The 16,669-nt window shown below is 72.8% G+C and carries 14 protein-coding genes; 7 read left to right on the top strand and 7 right to left on the bottom strand.

Annotation, left to right across the window (positions count from 1 at the left end):
- Positions 1-55: 55 nt before the first annotated feature.
- Positions 56-952 (bottom strand): AEC family transporter, encoded by an 897-nt coding sequence (locus tag P2H44_RS10190; protein WP_275763410.1) that lies wholly within the window; start codon positions 950-952, stop codon positions 56-58.
- 241 nt (positions 953-1,193) lie between these two features.
- Here P2H44_RS10190 and hspQ point away from each other — a divergent pair, with 241 nt between their 5' ends.
- Positions 1,194-1,535: a heat shock protein HspQ gene (gene hspQ / locus P2H44_RS10195; RefSeq protein WP_275763411.1), complete on the top strand. Its 342-nt coding sequence runs from the start codon at positions 1,194-1,196 to the stop codon at positions 1,533-1,535.
- Positions 1,536-1,870: 335 nt separating this feature from the next.
- On the opposite strand, the gene P2H44_RS10200 is transcribed toward hspQ, so the two are convergent.
- The 3 genes from P2H44_RS10200 to P2H44_RS10210 form a co-directional block, all read right to left on the bottom strand.
- Positions 1,871-2,932 carry a dipeptidase gene (locus P2H44_RS10200; protein WP_345798989.1) on the bottom strand — a complete coding sequence of 354 codons (1,062 nt, stop codon included), beginning with the start codon at positions 2,930-2,932 and terminating at the stop codon, positions 1,871-1,873.
- A gap of 83 nt (positions 2,933-3,015) precedes the next feature.
- The gene (locus tag P2H44_RS10205; RefSeq protein ID WP_275763413.1) at positions 3,016-4,257 is read right to left on the bottom strand and encodes an MFS transporter; all 1,242 of its coding nucleotides are present in this window, start codon (positions 4,255-4,257) and stop codon (positions 3,016-3,018) included.
- A gap of 86 nt (positions 4,258-4,343) precedes the next feature.
- Positions 4,344-5,300, bottom strand: a complete 957-nt coding sequence (locus P2H44_RS10210; protein WP_275763414.1) for a protein-methionine-sulfoxide reductase heme-binding subunit MsrQ — start codon at positions 5,298-5,300, stop codon at positions 4,344-4,346.
- Between the two features lie 243 nt (positions 5,301-5,543).
- Between P2H44_RS10210 and rpiA the strand changes: the two genes are divergently transcribed.
- From rpiA to P2H44_RS10235, 5 genes are all read left to right on the top strand, one after another.
- A complete protein-coding gene (rpiA, locus tag P2H44_RS10215) occupies positions 5,544-6,284 on the top strand; it encodes a ribose-5-phosphate isomerase RpiA (RefSeq protein WP_275763415.1) in 741 nt (246 codons plus the stop codon).
- 157 nt (positions 6,285-6,441) lie between these two features.
- Positions 6,442-7,797, top strand: coding sequence for a glutathione-disulfide reductase (gor, locus tag P2H44_RS10220; protein ID WP_275763416.1), 1,356 nt, complete (start codon positions 6,442-6,444; stop codon positions 7,795-7,797).
- A 103-nt stretch (positions 7,798-7,900) separates the two neighbouring features.
- Positions 7,901-9,091 (top strand): FtsH protease activity modulator HflK, encoded by a 1,191-nt coding sequence (gene hflK, locus P2H44_RS10225; protein ID WP_275763417.1) that lies wholly within the window; start codon positions 7,901-7,903, stop codon positions 9,089-9,091.
- Positions 9,091-10,119, top strand: coding sequence for a protease modulator HflC (hflC, locus tag P2H44_RS10230; RefSeq protein ID WP_275763418.1), 1,029 nt, complete (start codon positions 9,091-9,093; stop codon positions 10,117-10,119). Before hflK ends, hflC begins: the two co-directional genes overlap by 1 nt.
- 115 nt (positions 10,120-10,234) lie before the next feature.
- A complete protein-coding gene (locus tag P2H44_RS10235) occupies positions 10,235-10,417 on the top strand; it encodes a DUF2065 domain-containing protein (protein WP_275763419.1) in 183 nt (60 codons plus the stop codon).
- A 26-nt stretch (positions 10,418-10,443) separates the two neighbouring features.
- Here the strand turns inward: P2H44_RS10235 and P2H44_RS10240 are convergent, their stop codons facing one another.
- Entirely contained in the window at positions 10,444-12,447 is a 2,004-nt protein-coding gene (locus tag P2H44_RS10240) for a BTAD domain-containing putative transcriptional regulator (RefSeq protein ID WP_275763420.1), read from the bottom strand.
- Between the two features lie 349 nt (positions 12,448-12,796).
- On the opposite strand from P2H44_RS10240, the gene P2H44_RS10245 reads away from it, so the two are divergent.
- Positions 12,797-14,857, top strand: a complete 2,061-nt coding sequence (locus tag P2H44_RS10245) for a M3 family metallopeptidase (RefSeq protein WP_275763421.1) — start codon at positions 12,797-12,799, stop codon at positions 14,855-14,857.
- A 144-nt stretch (positions 14,858-15,001) separates the two neighbouring features.
- Here the strand turns inward: P2H44_RS10245 and purN are convergent, their stop codons facing one another.
- Together purN and purM are read right to left on the bottom strand one after the other, a co-directional pair.
- On the bottom strand, positions 15,002-15,616 hold the full coding sequence (gene purN, locus P2H44_RS10250; RefSeq protein ID WP_275763422.1) for a phosphoribosylglycinamide formyltransferase: 615 nt from the start codon (positions 15,614-15,616) through the stop codon (positions 15,002-15,004).
- The gene (gene purM, locus P2H44_RS10255) at positions 15,613-16,656 is read right to left on the bottom strand and encodes a phosphoribosylformylglycinamidine cyclo-ligase (protein WP_275763423.1); all 1,044 of its coding nucleotides are present in this window, start codon (positions 16,654-16,656) and stop codon (positions 15,613-15,615) included. Before purM ends, purN begins: the two co-directional genes overlap by 4 nt.
- Positions 16,657-16,669: the final 13 nt, after the last annotated feature.

A 16,669-nucleotide genomic window follows, 5' to 3' on the forward strand; every position in this document is an offset into this window, starting at 1 on the left:
GCTCGTTATTTGCCGTGAATATAGCGCAGTGCGGCCCGACGTTGAAGTGCGAGGTTCACATCCCCGCGTCCGGCAGCATCAGCGCCAGGGTGAGCGGGATGGTGGCGACCGCGACAAGGGTCGAGACGACGACGGCGCCGGCCACCCGCTCGGGCTCGGCCGCGTAGCGCTCGGCCATCAGGTAGGAGGTGACGGCGACGGGCATGATCATCTGCAGGATCAGCGCGTGGCTGCCCGAGAGATCGACGCCCAGCGCCATCGCTGCCCCCCAGCCCGCGACCCCGCAGACCGCGAGGCGCAGGACCGAGAGGACGATCGCCGGCCCCACGCCCTTCACCGTCAGCCGCGCGACCGAGACGCCCAGCGTCACCAGCATCAGCGGGATCGCCATCTGCCCCGCCAGCTCCAGCGAGCGCATCAGGAACAGCGGCAGGGTCCAGTCCATCAGCGCGAAGATCATGCCTAGCGCCGCGCCGTAGAAGATCGGCTGCTTGGCGGCCTCCTTCGGCGAGCCGCCGCCGGAGACGATCCAGACGCCGACGGTGAAGCTGAGGCAGGCCATCACCGCGAAGATCACCGCGGCCTGGGCGAGGCCCTCGTCGCCGAAGGCGAACATGGCCACGGGCAGACCCACGTTGCCGGTGTTGCCGAAGGTGAGGGGGGCGAGCCAGGTGCGGCTGGAGAGGCCCGCGAGGCGCAGCAGGATCCACAGACCCAGTCCCGCGGCGAGATAGGCCAGCAGCGAGGCGCCGGCGAGGCGGGCGAAAGCGTCGGGGTCGAGCTCTGCGTTGGCGAGCGCGGTGAACAGCAGCGCCGGGACCGAGATCGAGAAACACATGCGCGTGACGAAATCCACGCGATACTCGTGCCCCGCCTTCACCCAGCCGAAGCCCACCAGCCCCAGCAGGAACACCGGGGCCACGATCTCGAGCACCTGGATTGCGATGTCCATCGGTCGTCGGTCCCCTCGTCCCGCATGGGCGACGCCCGGCGGAAACGGGCCTGGCCGGCCGGGCTGTTCAGGTCGCGTTAGCATGGGGCGGACGCGCCGTCGATGCGCCGCCCGGCGGGGCCCGGGCCGCGGGGGCGCCGATGTTGCGCTGCGGCGCCGCTCTGGACAGCGCGTGAACGATTTCCTAGGTTTGGGGATGGACAATCATGCCCAAGAGACTCGGAAGACGGCAGGGACCCCTATGGCCCACAGCCTCATGAACCGCGAAGCCAAGTTCTGCATCGGACAGGTGGTGCGTCACCGCATCCATCCGTTCCGCGGCGTCGTGTTCGACGTGGACCCGGAGTTCTCCAACACCGAGGAATGGTGGCAGGCGATCCCGGAGGAGAGCCGGCCCCACAAGGACCAGCCCTTCTATCACCTGCTGGCCGAGAACGAGACGAGCTACTACCACGCCTACGTCTCGGAGCAGAACCTGCTGCCCGACGACACCGGCGACCCGGTCGAGCACCCCCAGGTGCACGAGCTGTTCGGGGAGCTTGACGGCGGCCAGTACGAGATCGCCTCGATCCAGACGCACTGAGCCTGCGCAGCCTCCGCCCGACGGAGGCTGACGCTGAAGGTTTTTTCTCAACAGATGTGACCGGCGCGCGCCCCGGGCTTGGCCCGGGGCCTCCGTGGTTTGCGGGACGCGCCGCTCGCGATGCGCCGCATTCGATGCGCCGGGACGCTGCGGCGGTCGGGCACGGTGCTGCCGTCCGGCCGAGGCCGGCGCAAACAGTCTCTTTCAGGTTCGTGATGCCGCTCGCGCCGGGCGGGAGGCCCCGGGTCGAGCCCGGGGCGCCGGTAGGTCGAGGAGGCCGGTGCGCTTGGGGGCGTCGGGGCGCCGGCGGGTGCCGTTCCGCTGACGGGCGGCGCTCAGGCGCCCCAGGTCGCCTTCAACACGCGGGTCCAGTTCTTCCAGCACAGCTTGTCGAGCAGGGCGCCGCCCATGCCGGCCTCGGTCAGCGCCGTGCGCAGCGAGGGCAGGCCGGCGGCGTCGCCAATGGGGCTGGGGATGCGCGCGCCGTCGAAGTCGGAGCCGAGGCCCACGCGATCCTCTCCCACCCGCTCGATCAGATAGGCGAAATGGGCGACGAGGTCGTCCAGCGTCTCCATCGCCGCCATGCGCCCGTCGGGCCGCAGGAAGCCGGTGGCGAGGTTCACGCCCACCATCCCGTCGGTCTCGCGGATCGCGTCGAGCTGGCGGTCGGTCAGGTTGCGGGCGTGGGGGCAGATGGCGTGGGCGTTGGAGTGGGTGGCGACGAGGGGGCGGCTCGAGACCTCGGCCACGTCCCAGAAGCCTTTCTCGGTCAGGTGGGAGAGATCGATCATGATCCGGCGGCGGTCGCATTCGCGTACCAGCTCGCGGCCCAGATCGGTCAGGCCTGGGCCGGCGTCGGGCGAGGAGGGGAAGCGGAACGGCGCGCCGTGGCCCCAGATGTTGTTTCGGCTCCAGACCGGGCCGAGGGAGCGCAGGCCCGCGGCCTCGAGCACGTCGAGGGCGCGGAAGTCGGGGTCGATGGCCTCGGCCCCCTCGATGTGGAGGATCGCGGCGATCCGGCCCTCGGCGAGGCAGGCCTCGATCTCGGCGGCGGTGCGCACGACGGTCAGCGCGCCGCGGGCCTGGAGGCGCAGGAGGATGCCGGCCTCGGCCATGGTGACCTCGAGCGCGCGGGCGCGGGAGAGCTCCTCGGGCAGGGGGACGTCGTAGCCGGTCTGGCCCTCCTCCCGCCCGAAGCCCATCGAGAAGCCGTCGTTGGGCACGAAGCAGGCGAAGAAGCCGCCGCCGAGTCCGCCGGCCTGCATGCGGGGCAGGTCCAGGTGGCCGCCGGCGCCCTCGATGAACAGATCCTCGGGCGACTTGCCCTCCTCCTCGGCGCGCCAGAGTTTCAGCAGCACGTCGTTGTGGCCGTCGAAGACGGGAGGGGTGGCGCTCATCATGGGTCTCCTGGGGAGGGCGCGGGAAGATCGCGAGGGGGAGCCTAGGGCGGATCGGGGGCGGAGGAAACCGGGTCGCGCCCTCAGGCCCGGCGGCGGGGGAGCAGCAGGAGCGCGCCGGAGAGGGAGAGCAGGAGCGTGACGGCGAGGGTCGCGTCCGCCCCGCCCAGGGCGCGAAGGGCGCCGCCGAGGGAGGGGGCGGCGGCCATGCCCGAGATCCAGGCGAGGGCGGCGGCGCCGGAGACTGAGCCGTAGTCCTCGGTCCCCGAGGTCTCGGCCAGCACCACGGGGCGCAGGATGGTGACGGTGCCGATGGCGACGCCCTGCAGGGCCACGAAGGCCGCCGCGCCGACGAGGCCGAGACCCCAGCCCGCGGTCAGCAGGGCCGCGGAGGCGAGGGCGAGGCCGGTGAGCGCGGCCATGGCGAGGGTCCGGACAGGCCAGGCGGCGGGGGAGGCGATCAGGGCCAGACGCCCGGCCACCTGCAGCGGCCCCATCGCCGCGGCCACGCCCACCGCGATCGCCGGCGGCACGCCCTGCGCCGCGAGCAGCGGCAGCATGTGCGCCACGATCACGCCGTGGGAGATCGAGGCCCCGAGGAACGCCGCCACGATCCTCGCGACGCCGGGCCGGCGCATCGCCGCGCGGATGCTCACCCCGCGGGAGACGGCGGCGCCGGGGGCGCGGGGCGGCGCCTCGCGGTCGATGCGCCGGGCGGACCAGGCGAGGAGGGGCGCGGCGAGAAAGGCCGAGACCGCCGCCATGCCCAGCGCGGCGCCGCGCCAGCCGAAGGCGGATTCGAGCGCGGCGTTGCCGGGGAAGGAGACCAGCGTGGCGAAGCCCGCGGTCAGGGTCACGGTCGCGATGGCGCGGCGGGCCTCCAGGCCTCGGGTGCGCGTGAGGAGGGCGAAGCAGGGCTCGTAAAGGCAGAAGGCCGCCCCTGCGCCCACCACGATCCAGCCGACCAGGAACAGGGGCTGCGCGTTCGACATCGCGACGAGGCACAGGCCCAGCGCGCCCAGCAGCGCGCCCCCCGGCATCGTCCAGGGCGCGCGGCCCCGATCCACCCAGCGTCCGGAAAGGGGCGCGAGGCAGGCCATGGCGGCGAGCGACAGGGTCAGGCCAAGGGAGGCGGGGAGCGCAGCCGCGGCGTATTCCGCCTCGAAATGCGGCAGGAGGGCGGAGAAGGAATAGTGCAGCGCCGACCAGGCCAGCAGCTCGCCCAGCGAGATCAATGCGAGGGCCAGGCGATCGGGGCGCCGCGGCGGGGCGGAGGCGCCTGTCGGGCCCGGCGCCGTCGTCTCCGCCTCGTCGTCTCTGCGCATGTCCGTTCCGCTCGCTTGCCGGTCGGCCGGTCGCCGTCCGGCCCATCAGTGACGCGAAGCGGAGCGGGAGGAAAGGGGGCGCGGGATCAGGCGACGGGGTCGCGGGCCTCGGGCGCGGCGGGTGCGGGGCGGGCGAGCGCCAGCGCCCGCCGCGCGAGGGGGACGACGACGGGCAGGGCCGTGGCGACCAGCACCAGCACGGCGGGACGGCGGGCGGCGAGGTCGAGGTTCGCGGCCAGGATCCGGTCGGCGGGCAGGCCGGTTAGGAGCTGATACCAGGTCCACTCCACCCCCGCGGTCAGGGCGGCGGCGAGGATGGCGACGCCGAGGATGCGCAGTTCGGGAAACCCGCGGCCGTCGAAGAGCCGATGCAGCATCAGCGCGGCGAAGAGGCCGAAGAGGAAGGCGGGCTCTGCCACGTCCAGCTTCTCCTGCAGGGCGAAGTGGGCGAGGGCGAGCAGGGCGATGACGTAGGACAGGCGGTGCAGGCGGCGCCAGTTCGCGCCCATGCGCCGGATCGCCCGGTCGAAGGAGGTCGCCGACAGCGCGCCGAGCGCCAGCAACGCGGTGAAGCCGATGGCGAGATAGAGGCGCTGCACGATCTCGGAGGCGACGCGCAGCAGGTGGTACTGCTGCTCGACGATGTAGAGGCCGAAGTGGACGGCGGCGTAGGCGAAGGCGGTCAGGCCGATCAGGCGACGCACCTGGGCGAGCCGGCCCCAGCCGGTGATTAGGCGCAGCGGGGTCAGCGCCAGCGACGCGAGCAGGAAGCGCACGGCCCACAGGCCGGTCAGATGCTCCGCCTGGTGGATCGGCTCGGCGCCGAGCGCGGCGGGACCGAAGACGCCGCCGAGCGCGAGCGCGAGCCAGAGGCCGGGAAGGATCGAGACGGCGAAGCAGGCGGCGCGCAGCGGCGAGAGGCGCCCGGCGCGGTCGCGCCAGGGCGACCACTCGAGCGCGGTCCGCCGCCAGCCCGCGGCCCGCGCCAGGGGAGGGGCGTTCCTCGCCTGGGGTCGGGGCGTCTGCGCGTCGGTCGGGGCCATGTCGCCTCCTGCTCGGAGTTGGGTCCTGTCCTCCAGTTACGGCGGATATGGCCCGGGCGCCTCCCCGTTCACGAAAATGTCGGCGCGGCGGAGCGCGGGGGCGGAGCGGCGCGGCGCCTGTGGTTTCGGGCCGCGATCCGCGCTACATGGGCCGCGAGTCGGCGGCCCGTAGGGGGCCGCCCCCTCCTGCGTCGGCCGGGAGCCTCCCGGACCCGCGTCGGGGGCAGAGAACAGGAGGGCGCCATGAGTCTCGACCGCTCGGAAATCGCCAAGCGGGCCGCCGCGAAGGCCGCCCTCGAGCTCGTCCAGGACGGGATGCGGCTGGGGCTGGGCACCGGCTCGACCGCCAAGTGGTTCGTCGACCTCCTGGGGGAGCGCGCCAAGGCCGAGGGGCTGGAGCTGACCTGCGTCGCCACCAGCCTGCGCACCGCGCGCCAGGCGGAGTCGGTGGGGCTGAAGGTGGTGACGCTGGACGAGACCGGCTGGCTCGACCTGACGGTCGACGGCGCGGACGAGTTCGATCCCGACCTGAACCTGATCAAGGGCGGCGGCGGCGCGCTGCTGCAGGAGAAGATCGTGGCCACCGCCTCGGACCACATGATCGTGATCGCCGACCAGGGCAAGCAGGTGGAGCACCTGGGCGCCTTCCCGCTGCCGGTGGAGATCGTGACCTTCGGCTGGGAGACGACCAAGGCCATCGTCGAGGAGACGCTGGAGGACATGGACGTCGCCGGCACGCTCACGACGCTGCGCATGGACGGCGACGAGCCCTACGTGACCGATTGCGGCAACTTCATCATCGACTGCCGGCTGAAGCGGATCGGCGACGCCGACGAGCTGGCCGCCCAGCTGAACGCCATTCCCGGCGTGGTGGAGACGGGCCTGTTCATCGACATCTGCGACCGCGTGATCGTGGGCTACGAGGACGGCTCGGTCGAGGTGCTGGAGATCGAAGAGGACGAGGAAGACGACGCGTTCGTCTGACCGTCGCCCCTCGCGTCGGGTCCGGCAAGGCCGGACCTGACGCAAGGGCAGGCGCGTTTCGCCTCCGCAATGGCCCGGCGCCCATGGCGCCGGCGCGCCTGCGCGACTAAGTGTGGGCCGACAAGACGCGGCGGGCCTGCAGAGGGGGAAGAGGCGCATGTCCCACGACTACGACCTGATCGTCATCGGCGCGGGCTCGGGCGGAGTGCGCGCGGCGCGGATGTCCGCGCAGGCCGGCGCGAAGGTCGCGATCGTCGAGGAATACCGCTACGGCGGCACCTGCGTGATCCGGGGCTGCGTGCCCAAGAAGCTGATGGTCTACGCCTCGTCCTTCGCCGAGAGCTTCGAGGACGCGAAGGGCTTCGGCTGGACGGTCGGCGAAAGCCGCTTCTCCTGGCCCGACTTCATGGCCGCCAAGGACGCCGAGATCGCCCGGCTGGAGGGGATCTATGCGCGCAACCTCGCCAACTCGGGGGTCGAGTTGCATCGCGCGCGCGGCGTGGTGACGGGGCCGCATTCGGTGCGCCTGAGCTCCCACGACAAGGATTTGACCGCCAAGCACATCCTGATCGCCACCGGCGGCGCGCCCTTCGTGCCCGACGTGCCCGGCGCGTGCCACGCGATGACCTCGAACGAGCTGTTCGAACTGCCCGAGATGCCCAGGCGCGTGGTGATCGTCGGCGGCGGCTACATCGCCTGCGAATTCGCGGGCGTGCTGAACGGGCTGGGCGCGCATGTCACCCAGCTCTACCGCGGCAAGCGGATCCTGCGCGGCTTCGACGGCGAGGTCGCGGGCTTCGTGCAGGACGAGATGATCAAGAAGGGCGTCGTGATCCGGCTGGAGAGCGACGTCGCCGCCATCGAGGACCCGACCGAGACCGGCATGGTGGTCGAGTTGACCACCGGAGAGAAGATCGAGGCCGACGCCGTGCTCTACGCCACCGGGCGCCATCCCAACACCCGCGGGATCGGGCTGGAGGAGGCGGGCGTGACGCTGGGCGCGAAGGGGGAGGTCGTGGTCGACGAATACTCGCGCACCTCCGTCCCCTCGATCTGGGCGATCGGCGACGTGACCGACCGCGTGGCGCTGACCCCGGTCGCGATCCGCGAAGGCGCGGCCTTCGCGCGTTCGGCCTTCGAGGGCGAGCTGACGGCGGCCGATCACGAGCTGATCCCCACCGCGGTCTTCACCCAGCCCGAGATCGGGACCTGCGGCATGACCGAGGAGGAGGCGCGCGCCTCGCATGACATCGAGGTCTACTCGGCCGCGTTCCGCCCGATGATCCACACGCTGTCGGGGCGCGACGAGCGGATGCTGATGAAGCTGCTGGTCGACAAGGCCACCCGCAAGGTGCTGGGCTGCCACGTGGTCGGCCACGCGGCGGGCGAGATGATCCAGCTCGCCGGCATCGCCGTAAAGATGGGCGCCACGAAGGAGGACTTCGACCGCACGGTGGCGGTTCACCCCACCGCGGCCGAGGAGCTGGTGACCATGAAGACGCCGACGCGCTGAGCGCGCGGCGCTCCACCCAGGCGCGAAGCGTTTCGTCGGCGCGCCCGGTCTGCTAAACGACGAACCAACTGCACTGGAAATTTTCCGGGAGGACATCAGGGACATGCCCTTCTCCAACAACTCCGGCGGCCCGTGGGGCGGCGGGGGTCGAGACAGGAACTCGGGCGGCGGCGGAAACCGCGGCCCATGGGGCGGGGGCGGCGGCTCCGGCGGCGGCGGCGGCGGGGGCGATCAGGGCCCCGACATGGACGAACTGCTGCGGCAGGGCCGCGACCGCCTGAAGGTGATCTTCGGCGGCCAGAACGGCGGCGGCGGCGGTGGTCGCGGCGGCGGCTCGGGCCTGCCCGAAGGGATCGGGCGCGGCGGCTACGTGATCGCCGCGATCGCGCTGCTGGGCGCGTGGCTGGCGGCCTCGCTCTACACCGTCGACACCTCGGAGCAGTCGGTCGAGCTTCGCCTGGGCGAGTTCGCCTCGATCGGCGAGGAGGGCCTGAACATCGCGCCCTGGCCGATCTACACCTACGAGGTTCTGCCGGTGACGCGTGAGAACGTGATCAACATCGGCCAGAACACGCCGCGCACGGGCGCCAGCCGGCAGGCCGACGCGGGCCTGATCCTGACGGGCGACGAGAACATCGTCGACGTGGACTACCAGGTGGTCTGGAACATCTCGGATCCGGCCAAGTACCTGTTCAACCTGGCCGAGCCGGAAGCCACGATCCGCGCCGTCTCCGAGGCGGCGATGCGCGAGGTGATCGGCAAGTCGGAGCTGAGCCCGATCCTCAACCGCGACCGCGCGATCGTCAGCCAGGACGTGCAGGCGCTGATCCAGTCGACGCTCGACAGCTACGAGTCGGGCGTGAACATCGTGCGCGTGAACTTCGACAAGGCCGACCCGCCGCGCGAGGTCATCGACGCGTTCCGCGACGTTCAGGCGGCCGGTCAGGACCGCGTGCGCTCCGAGAACCAAGCCGAAGCCTACGCCAACCGGGCGCTGGCCGAGGCGCGCGGCCAGTCCGCGCAGCTGGTGCAGGAGGCCGAGGCCTATGCGGCGCAGACCGTCAACGACGCGCGCGGCGACGCGGCGCGCTTCGAGTCGATCTACGAGGCCTATTCGGGCGCCAAGGACGTGACCCGCAAGCGCATGTACCTCGAGACGATGGAGAAGGTTCTGGGCGACCTCGACAAGCTGATCGTCAGCGACGGGATCGCGGGCGGCGAAGGCGGGCAGGGCATCGTGCCCTACCTGCCGCTCGACCAGCTGCAGCGCGGCCAGGCCGGGGGTACGAAGTGATGAAGAAGCTTCCCATCCTGATCGCCGTCGTCGCCGTCGTCGTCTTCGTGCTGATCAACTCGATCTTCATCGTCGACGAGCGGCAGCAGGCCCTGAAGCTCCAGTTCGGCCAGGTGGTCGGCAAGACCGAGGGCTACCGGGAGCCCGGGCTCTACTTCAAGATCCCGCTGATCCAGAACGTGGTCTATTATGAGGACCGCATCCTGCCGCTGGAAGGCGGCGAACTGGAGGTGACCCCGATCGACGACCGCCGCCTGGTGGTCGACGCCTTCGCCCGCTGGCGCATCACCGATCCGGTGCGCTTCCGCCAGGCCGTGACCAACGAGCTGAACGCCCTGCCGCGCCTGGAGCGCGTGCTGAACGCCTCGCTCCGCGAGGTGCTGGGTTCGGTCACCTCGGACACGATCCTGTCGGACGAGCGTTCGGAGCTGATGACCCGCATCCGCGACACCACGCGGGCGCAGTCGCTGAACCTGGGCGTGCAGATCGTCGACGTGCGTCTGCGCCGGGTGGACCTGCCCCAGCAGAACCTGCAGGCGACCTTCCAGCGGATGCAGGCCGAGCGCGAGCGCGAGGCCGCGGACGAGCGGGCCCGAGGCGAGGAGGCCGCGCAGCGGATCCGCGCCAACGCCGACCGCCAGGCGATCGAGCTGGTCTCGGAAGCGCGGCGGGAGTCCGAGGTGATCCGCGGTCAGGCCGATGGCGAGCGCAACCGGATCTTCGCCGCGGCCTACGGCAAGGACGAGGAGTTCTTCGCCTTCTACCGCTCCCTGCGGGCCTACGAGACGGCGCTGAAGGGGAACAACTCGTCCATCGTGCTGACGCCGGACAGCGAGTTCTTCCGCTACTTCACCGAGGGCGAGCTGACCGAGGCGCTGCAGGAGGCCGCGGACGCCCGGGCCGCCGGGTCCGAGGCGGCGACGGAGGCCGGTTCCGACGCGGCCCCGGCGCAGTCCGGGTCGGCCGCGGCCCCGGCGCCCGCCGCCCCGTCCGCGACGGGCGGGAGCCAGGCGCCGGCCGCGGACTGAGGCCTTTCCAGACCTGAACCGACCGGCGGCGCGAACCCTCGCGCCGCCGGTTCTCGTTTCGGCCCGCCCGCTCGGGGCGAGGCCCGCTCCCTCGAGGCTGGGGACGTCGTCCGCCATGCGTGATCTTCTGTTCGCCCTCGGCGCGATCCTCGCGGTCGAAGGGCTTCTGCTCGCCATCTCTCCGGCGCGTCTCGAGACGTTGCTGGAAATGATGCGGGACTGGGGGCCGGAGCGGCTGCGCTACGCGGGGCTCGGCTGCGCGACACTGGGCACCGTGATCCTGCTGCTGGTGCACTGAACGCCCCGGAGCAGGGGCGTTGGGGGTCAGGCAGTCTCGGCGGTGGCGAAGGCGAGGGGGGCCATCAGCGCCTCGGTCCGCTCGGCGTCCGCGAAGGGATGCGCCATGCGCACCGCGTCGGGCGAGATCCGGGCGAGGATCTTCGCCACCGGATCGAGGGCGCGGGCCATCTCCTCCCGACGGCCCAGGGCCTCGAGGCAGGCGGCCTTCAGGAGGCGCGTCTGGGCCCAGTCCGGACGCAGGGCGAGCGCGCGGTCGGTGCATTCCAGCGCCCCCTCGACGTCGCCGATGGCGAAGCGGGCGAGCGCGGGGGCGCGGATCCAGGCGGCGGCCTCGGCCGCGCCGGGCGCGGCGGCGAGGGCGCGCGCAGCCCAGTCCCCCGCCTCCACCGCGTCGCCGGAGAGGGCGAGCAGGCGCGCCATCTCGCCGATCGCGGGGGCGAAGCCCGGGGCGATGGTGAGCGCGCGGAGCTGGTGGGCGCGCGCGCTGTCGGGGTCGAGCATCAGCGAGGCGGCGATGCCCAGCACGTGCTGGGGCCAGGGATCGCCGGGCGCGCGGCGCAGGGCGCGCAGCGCAAGCTCCCGGCCCCGGAACAGCGCCTCTCGCGGGCCGTCGCTCCAGCCCGACCAGCATTCCTCGAGGTTGGAGAGCGCGAGGACGCAGAGCTCGGCGGCGTCGGCCTCGCCGGTGCGGGCTAGGGGCTCGAGCAGGGCGCGCGCCTTCTCGGCCGCGCGGGGGCCGCCGTGCATCACCAGGCCGCGCGCCCGCATCAGGCGGGGCCAGGGGCGGGAGGCGCTGCAGGCGTCGTCGAGGGCGAGGGCGGCGCGGGTCTCCAGCTCGGTGAGGTCTGCGCAGATCGCGCCGGCGAGGGCGCGGCCGAGGCCGACGGCGGTCGAAAGCTCTCCGTCCGCGGCGAGGGCGAGGCGGCGCGCGGCGACGGCGGCGGCGTCGCCCATGCGGGTGGCGGCGACGATTTCGGCCGCGGTCTCCTCGCCCATCTCGACGCGCAGGGTGACCGCGTAGTCGGCGGCGTTCGCGAGGTCGGCGATCTTGATGCCCGAGGCTTCCAGCGCCGCGGCGCCGCGCACGCGCATCCAGCTGACGCGGGCGAGCTGTTCGAGCGCGGCCTCGGCAGCGGCGGCGGCGAGCATGCTTTCCGGGCACTGGCCCAGGCAGGGGGCGAGGGCGACGAGGGGGCGGTCGTCGGGTTCGGGCTGGCGGGCGGCGCGCTCGGGCGCGAACTCGCCCTGGGGCGCGGCGCCGGAGACGCGCGCCGGGCGGAGCGGGGGCAGGAGCGAGTCGAGGTCGATCTCGGGCGGACCGCCCATCTCCTGCTCGAACAGGGCCTTGCAGGTCTCCACCGCGCGGCGGGCCTGGGGGATGCGACCGGCGGCGACGTGGATGCGCACCAGCGAGGCGTGCACGTCCTCCTGCAGGCTGTCGATGTCGAGCAGCTTGCGCGCGGCGGCGGCGGCGCGGTCGAGGCGCCCGGCGCTCTCGTCGAGCAGCATCAGGCGCAGGAGGCCGTCGCCCACGGCGGCCTCGATCTGGGAGTTGCGCGCGGCGACCCAGTCCTGAAAGGCGGCCTCGGGCACCGCGAGGGGCGACAGCAGGGGGCCGCCGTAGACGTCGATCAGGGCCGAGAGGCCCGCCGTCTCACGCGAGGCATAGGCGGCTTCGACCTGTTCGAGGTCGGTCAGGACCGAGCCGGGAAGAAGCGCGATCTGGCCGCCGGGCGTCTCGATCACCCGCTCGAACAGCGGTCCCATCGCGCGCTTCATGCGCCGCAGCTCCTGGCGCAGCGAGGCGCGGCCCTGGTCGGGGGAGCCCTGGGACCACAAAAGGTCGACGAGCACGTCGCGGGTCGCCGTGCGCCCCGGCTGCATCGAGAGATAGGCGAGCACGGCCATGCCCTTGGCGCCCAGGCCGGTCAGCGCCGCGCCGTCGGGATGCCGCGCGAGGGCCGCGCCCAGCAGACGCAGCTCCATCGCGGGTCCGGTCGCGCCGATCTTCGCCCGTCGCATCTCCATCGCGGCGTTTCCGCCCCTGTCATTGGCCGGCGTTCCGCCCGCGCCGCCACGCATCATGGCCGCACCTTCCCCGTCGGCGCGGCGGGCCTCTGCGCAGGCCGGCCGCCTTCGTTCTCGTTTCTGTTCCAAAGGCCCACGCGTCGATCCCCCTCGATCGTCGCGCGGCCCCTCTCCCGGCGCCGTCGCTGGCGGCATCGCCTTCGCCCTGATATGTCGAACGAAAGGCGCGCGCCGCAGCGCCTCCAAGACCTTCCGCGCGCCGCAGGCCCTTGGCAAGGGGCAAGCGGCCGCCTCGACTCGCCGCGCCGCGGGATCGGGACGCCGCGCGGGCCGCCCACCGGGAGCCGTGATGACCCACGAAACCGCCGACCCCTCCGTCAACGCGCCGATTGCGCTGGATGCGCCGAGCGCCGATCCCTACGGACTGCCGCCCTTCGCCGCGGCCACGCCGCAGGCGATCCGCGACGCGTTCGCGAGAGCGCTGGCCGATCACAAGTCCGAGATCGCGGCGATCCGCGATTCGGAGGCCGCGCCGGATTTCGACAACACCATCGCCGCGCTCGAATCCGCGGGCCGCGGCCTGGGGCGGGTGGCGACGGTGTTCTACACGCTGGCCTCCACCTGCTCGGACGACGCGATCCGGGAGCTGGAACGCGAGATGGCGCCGGTGATGTCGCGTCACTGGTCGGCCGTCTCGATGGATCCCAAGCTCGCCGCCCGCGTGGACGCCGTGCCCGAGGACGGGCTGACGCCCGAGCAGGCGCGCGTGCTGTTCCTGTGGCGGCAGGGCTACGAGCGCTCGGGCGCGCGACTGGACGAGGCCGGTCGGTCGCGGCTGGCGGAGATCATGGAGGAGCTCTCGAAGCTCGCCACCCAGTTCTCCCAGAACGTTCTGGCCGACGAGAGCGGCTGGTTCATGGAGCTGACGGCCGCGGATATCGAGGACCTGCCCGAGAGCCTGGTCGCCTCGGCCGCGCGGGCGGCGAAGGACCGGGGCAAGGAGGGGCACGTGGTGACGCTGGCCCGCTCCTCGGTCGAGCCGTTCCTGAAGCTCGCGCCGCGGCGGGACCTGCGCGAGCGGGCCTGGCGGGCCTGGGTTTCGCGCGGGGCCAACGGCGGGGAGACGGACAACCGCGAGATCATCGCGCGCATCGTGGCGCTGCGGATCGAGCGGGCGAACCTGCTGGGCTATCCGACCTTCGCCGAGTTCAAGCTGGCGCCGGAGATGGCGAAGACGCCGGACGCGGTGCGCGAGCTGCTGATGCGGGTCTGGGGACCGGCCAAGGCCAAGGCCGAGGCGGAGGCCGCGCGACTGGCCGAGGTCGCGGCCGAGGCGGGCGCCAATCCCGAGATCGAGGCCTGGGACTGGCGCTACTGGTCGGAGAAGACCCGGGCGCGCGACCACGCGCTGTCGGAGGCGGAGCTGAAGCCCTACTTCCCGCTGTCGGGCATGATCGAGGCCGCGTTCGATTGCGCCGGGCGCCTGTTCGGGCTGGAGTTTCGGGAGGTGGAGGGCCTGGCCCTGCACCATCCCGACGCGCGCGCCTGGGAGGTGACGCGCGGCGGGGAGCCGGTGGCGCTGTTCGTGGGCGACTATTTCGCCCGGCCCTCCAAGCGCTCGGGCGCATGGATGAGCCAGATGGTGGGGCAGGAGGATTTCGACCCCGCCGTCGGCCGGGTGCGGCCGGTGATCCTGAACGTGATGAACTTCGCGCAGGGGGAGGAGGAGACGCTGCTCTCCTTCGACGACGCGCGCACGCTGTTCCACGAGTTCGGGCATGCGCTGCACGGCATGCTGTCGGACGTGACCTATCCGTCGGTGGCGGGGACGTCGGTGGCGCGGGACTTCGTGGAGCTGCCCTCGCAGCTCTACGAGCACTGGCTGGAGACGCCGGAGGTGTTGACCAAGCACGCGCGGCACTACCGGACAGGGGAGCCGATCCCGGCGGCGCTGATGGAGAAGATGCTGGCGGCGCGCAACTTCGGGCAGGGCTTCGCGACGGTGGAATACCTGGCCTCGGCGCTGACCGATCACGAGATGCACCGGCTGACCTCGGCCGACGGGTTCGACGCCTCGGCGTTCGAGGCGGGGGTGCTGGAGCGGCTGGGGATGCCGCGGGGGATCGTGTCGCGCCACGCCGCGCCGCATTTCCTGCACGTGTTCTCGGGCGACGGCTATTCGGCGGGCTACTACAGCTACATGTGGTCCGAGGTGATGGACGCCGACGCCTTCGCGGCCTTCGAAGAGGCGGGCGACGTGTTCGACGCGGCGACGGCGAAGCGGCTGGCGGACGACATCCTGACCAAGGGCGGCAGCCGCGATCCGATGGAGGAATGGCTGGCCTTCCGCGGGCGGGAGCCGGACCCGGCGGCGATGATCCGCGGTCGCGGGCTGGACGACGCGGCCTGAGCAGGCGCCGCATCGACGGAGAAGGGGGCCAGTCGGCCCCCTTTTTCATGCGCGCGCGTCCGAGGCGTTCGGCGGGGACGGTCGGGCGGGGCGAGGGCGGCGCGCAGCGCCGCACGAGGGCCGTCCCGACCGCTCCGAAGCGCCTCAGGCGGGCTGGTCGAGGATCGAGAAGCGGCTGCGGTCGCCCAGCGCGAAGCGGCGCAGGACGGCGGGGTAGAGCCGATGCTCCTGCCGCAGGACCCGGGCGGCGAGCGCGTCCGGATCGTCGGAGGGCAGGACCGGCACCACCGCCTGGCCGAGGATGGGGCCGAGGTCGAGCTCTCCCGTCACCTCGTGGACGGTGCAGCCGTGGACGGCGCAGCCGGCCTCGATGGCGCGGGCGTGGGTATGCAGGCCAGGGAAGAGGGGCAGCAGCGAGGGGTGGATGTTGAGCATCCGGCCCGCGTGGCCCGAGACGAACTCCGGCGTCAGCACGCGCATGAACCCGGCGAGGCAGATCAGGTCCGGGCGCGCGGCGGCGAGGGCGGCGTTCAGCTCCGCCTCGAAGGCGTGGCGGTCGCCCTTGTGGGGGCGGTGGTCGACGACCGCGGTGTCGACGCCGCGGGCGGCGGCCTTGGCCAGGCCGCCGGCGTCGGCGCGGTTCGACAGGACCAGCGCCGGTTCGCAGGGATGGTCGGGGTCGGCCATGTCGGCCAGCAGCGACTCCATGTTGGAGCCGCCGCCGGAGATCAGGATCGCGACGCGGACCTTCGCGCTCACGCGAGCGTCCCGGTGTAGGAGACGCCCTCGCCCTCGGCGATCTCGCCGAGGCGGAAGACGGTCTCGCCCTCCTCGGTCAGCAGGGCGGAGAGCGCCTCGGCCCGGTCGGGTGCGACGACGATGCAGAGGCCGATCCCGCAGTTGAAGACGCGCAGCAGCTCCGCCTCCTCCAGGCCGCCGGCGTCGCGAAGCCAGGCGAAGACGGGGGGCAGGGTCCATGCGGCGAGGTCGAGGCGGGCGCCGAGGCCCTCGGGCAGCACGCGGGGCAGGTTCTCGGTCAGTCCGCCGCCGGTGATGTGGGCGAAGCCGCGCACCCCGCCCGCGCGGAAGGCGGCGAGCGCCGGGCGCACGTAGATGCGGGTGGGGGTCAGCAGCGCCTCGCCGAGGGTCCCTTCGGAAAAGGGGCTCCCGGACTCCCAGGTCAGGCCGGCGTGGTCGGCGACGCGGCGCACGAGCGAGAAGCCGTTGGAGTGGACGCCGTCGGAGGCGAGGCCGAGCACGACGTCGCCGGGCTGGGCCTGCGCGGGAAGGGTCTGGCCGCGCTCGGCCGCGCCGACGGCGAAGCCGGCGAGGTCGAAGTCGCCGGCGGCGTACATGCCGGGCATCTCGGCCGTCTCGCCCCCGATCAGGGCGCAGCCGGCGGTGCGGCAGCCGGCGGCGATGCCCTCGACCACGCGGGCGGCCTCGTCGACCGACAGTTTGCCGGTGGCGAAGTAGTCGAGGAAGAACAGCGGCTCGGCGCCCTGGCAGATCAGGTCGTTGACGCACATGGCCACCAGGTCGACGCCCACGCCGTCGAGATGGCCGGTGTCGATGGCGATGCGCAGCTTGGTGCCCACGCCGTCGGTCGCCGCGACCAGGACCGGGTCCTGGAAGCCGGCGGCCTTGAGGTCGAACAGGCCGCCGAAGCCGCCGAGCGCGTCGGCGACGCCGGGGCGGCGGGTGGAGGCGGCGGCCGGACCGATGCGTTTGACCAGCGCGTCGCCCGCGTCGATGTCCACGCCCGCGTCGCGATAGGTGAGGCCGTTGCGGAGGGTCATGGCGGCTTCCTCG

This window comes from Albimonas marina (assembly GCF_029223255.1).
In the GTDB taxonomy this organism is placed as follows: domain Bacteria; phylum Pseudomonadota; class Alphaproteobacteria; order Rhodobacterales; family Rhodobacteraceae; genus Albimonas.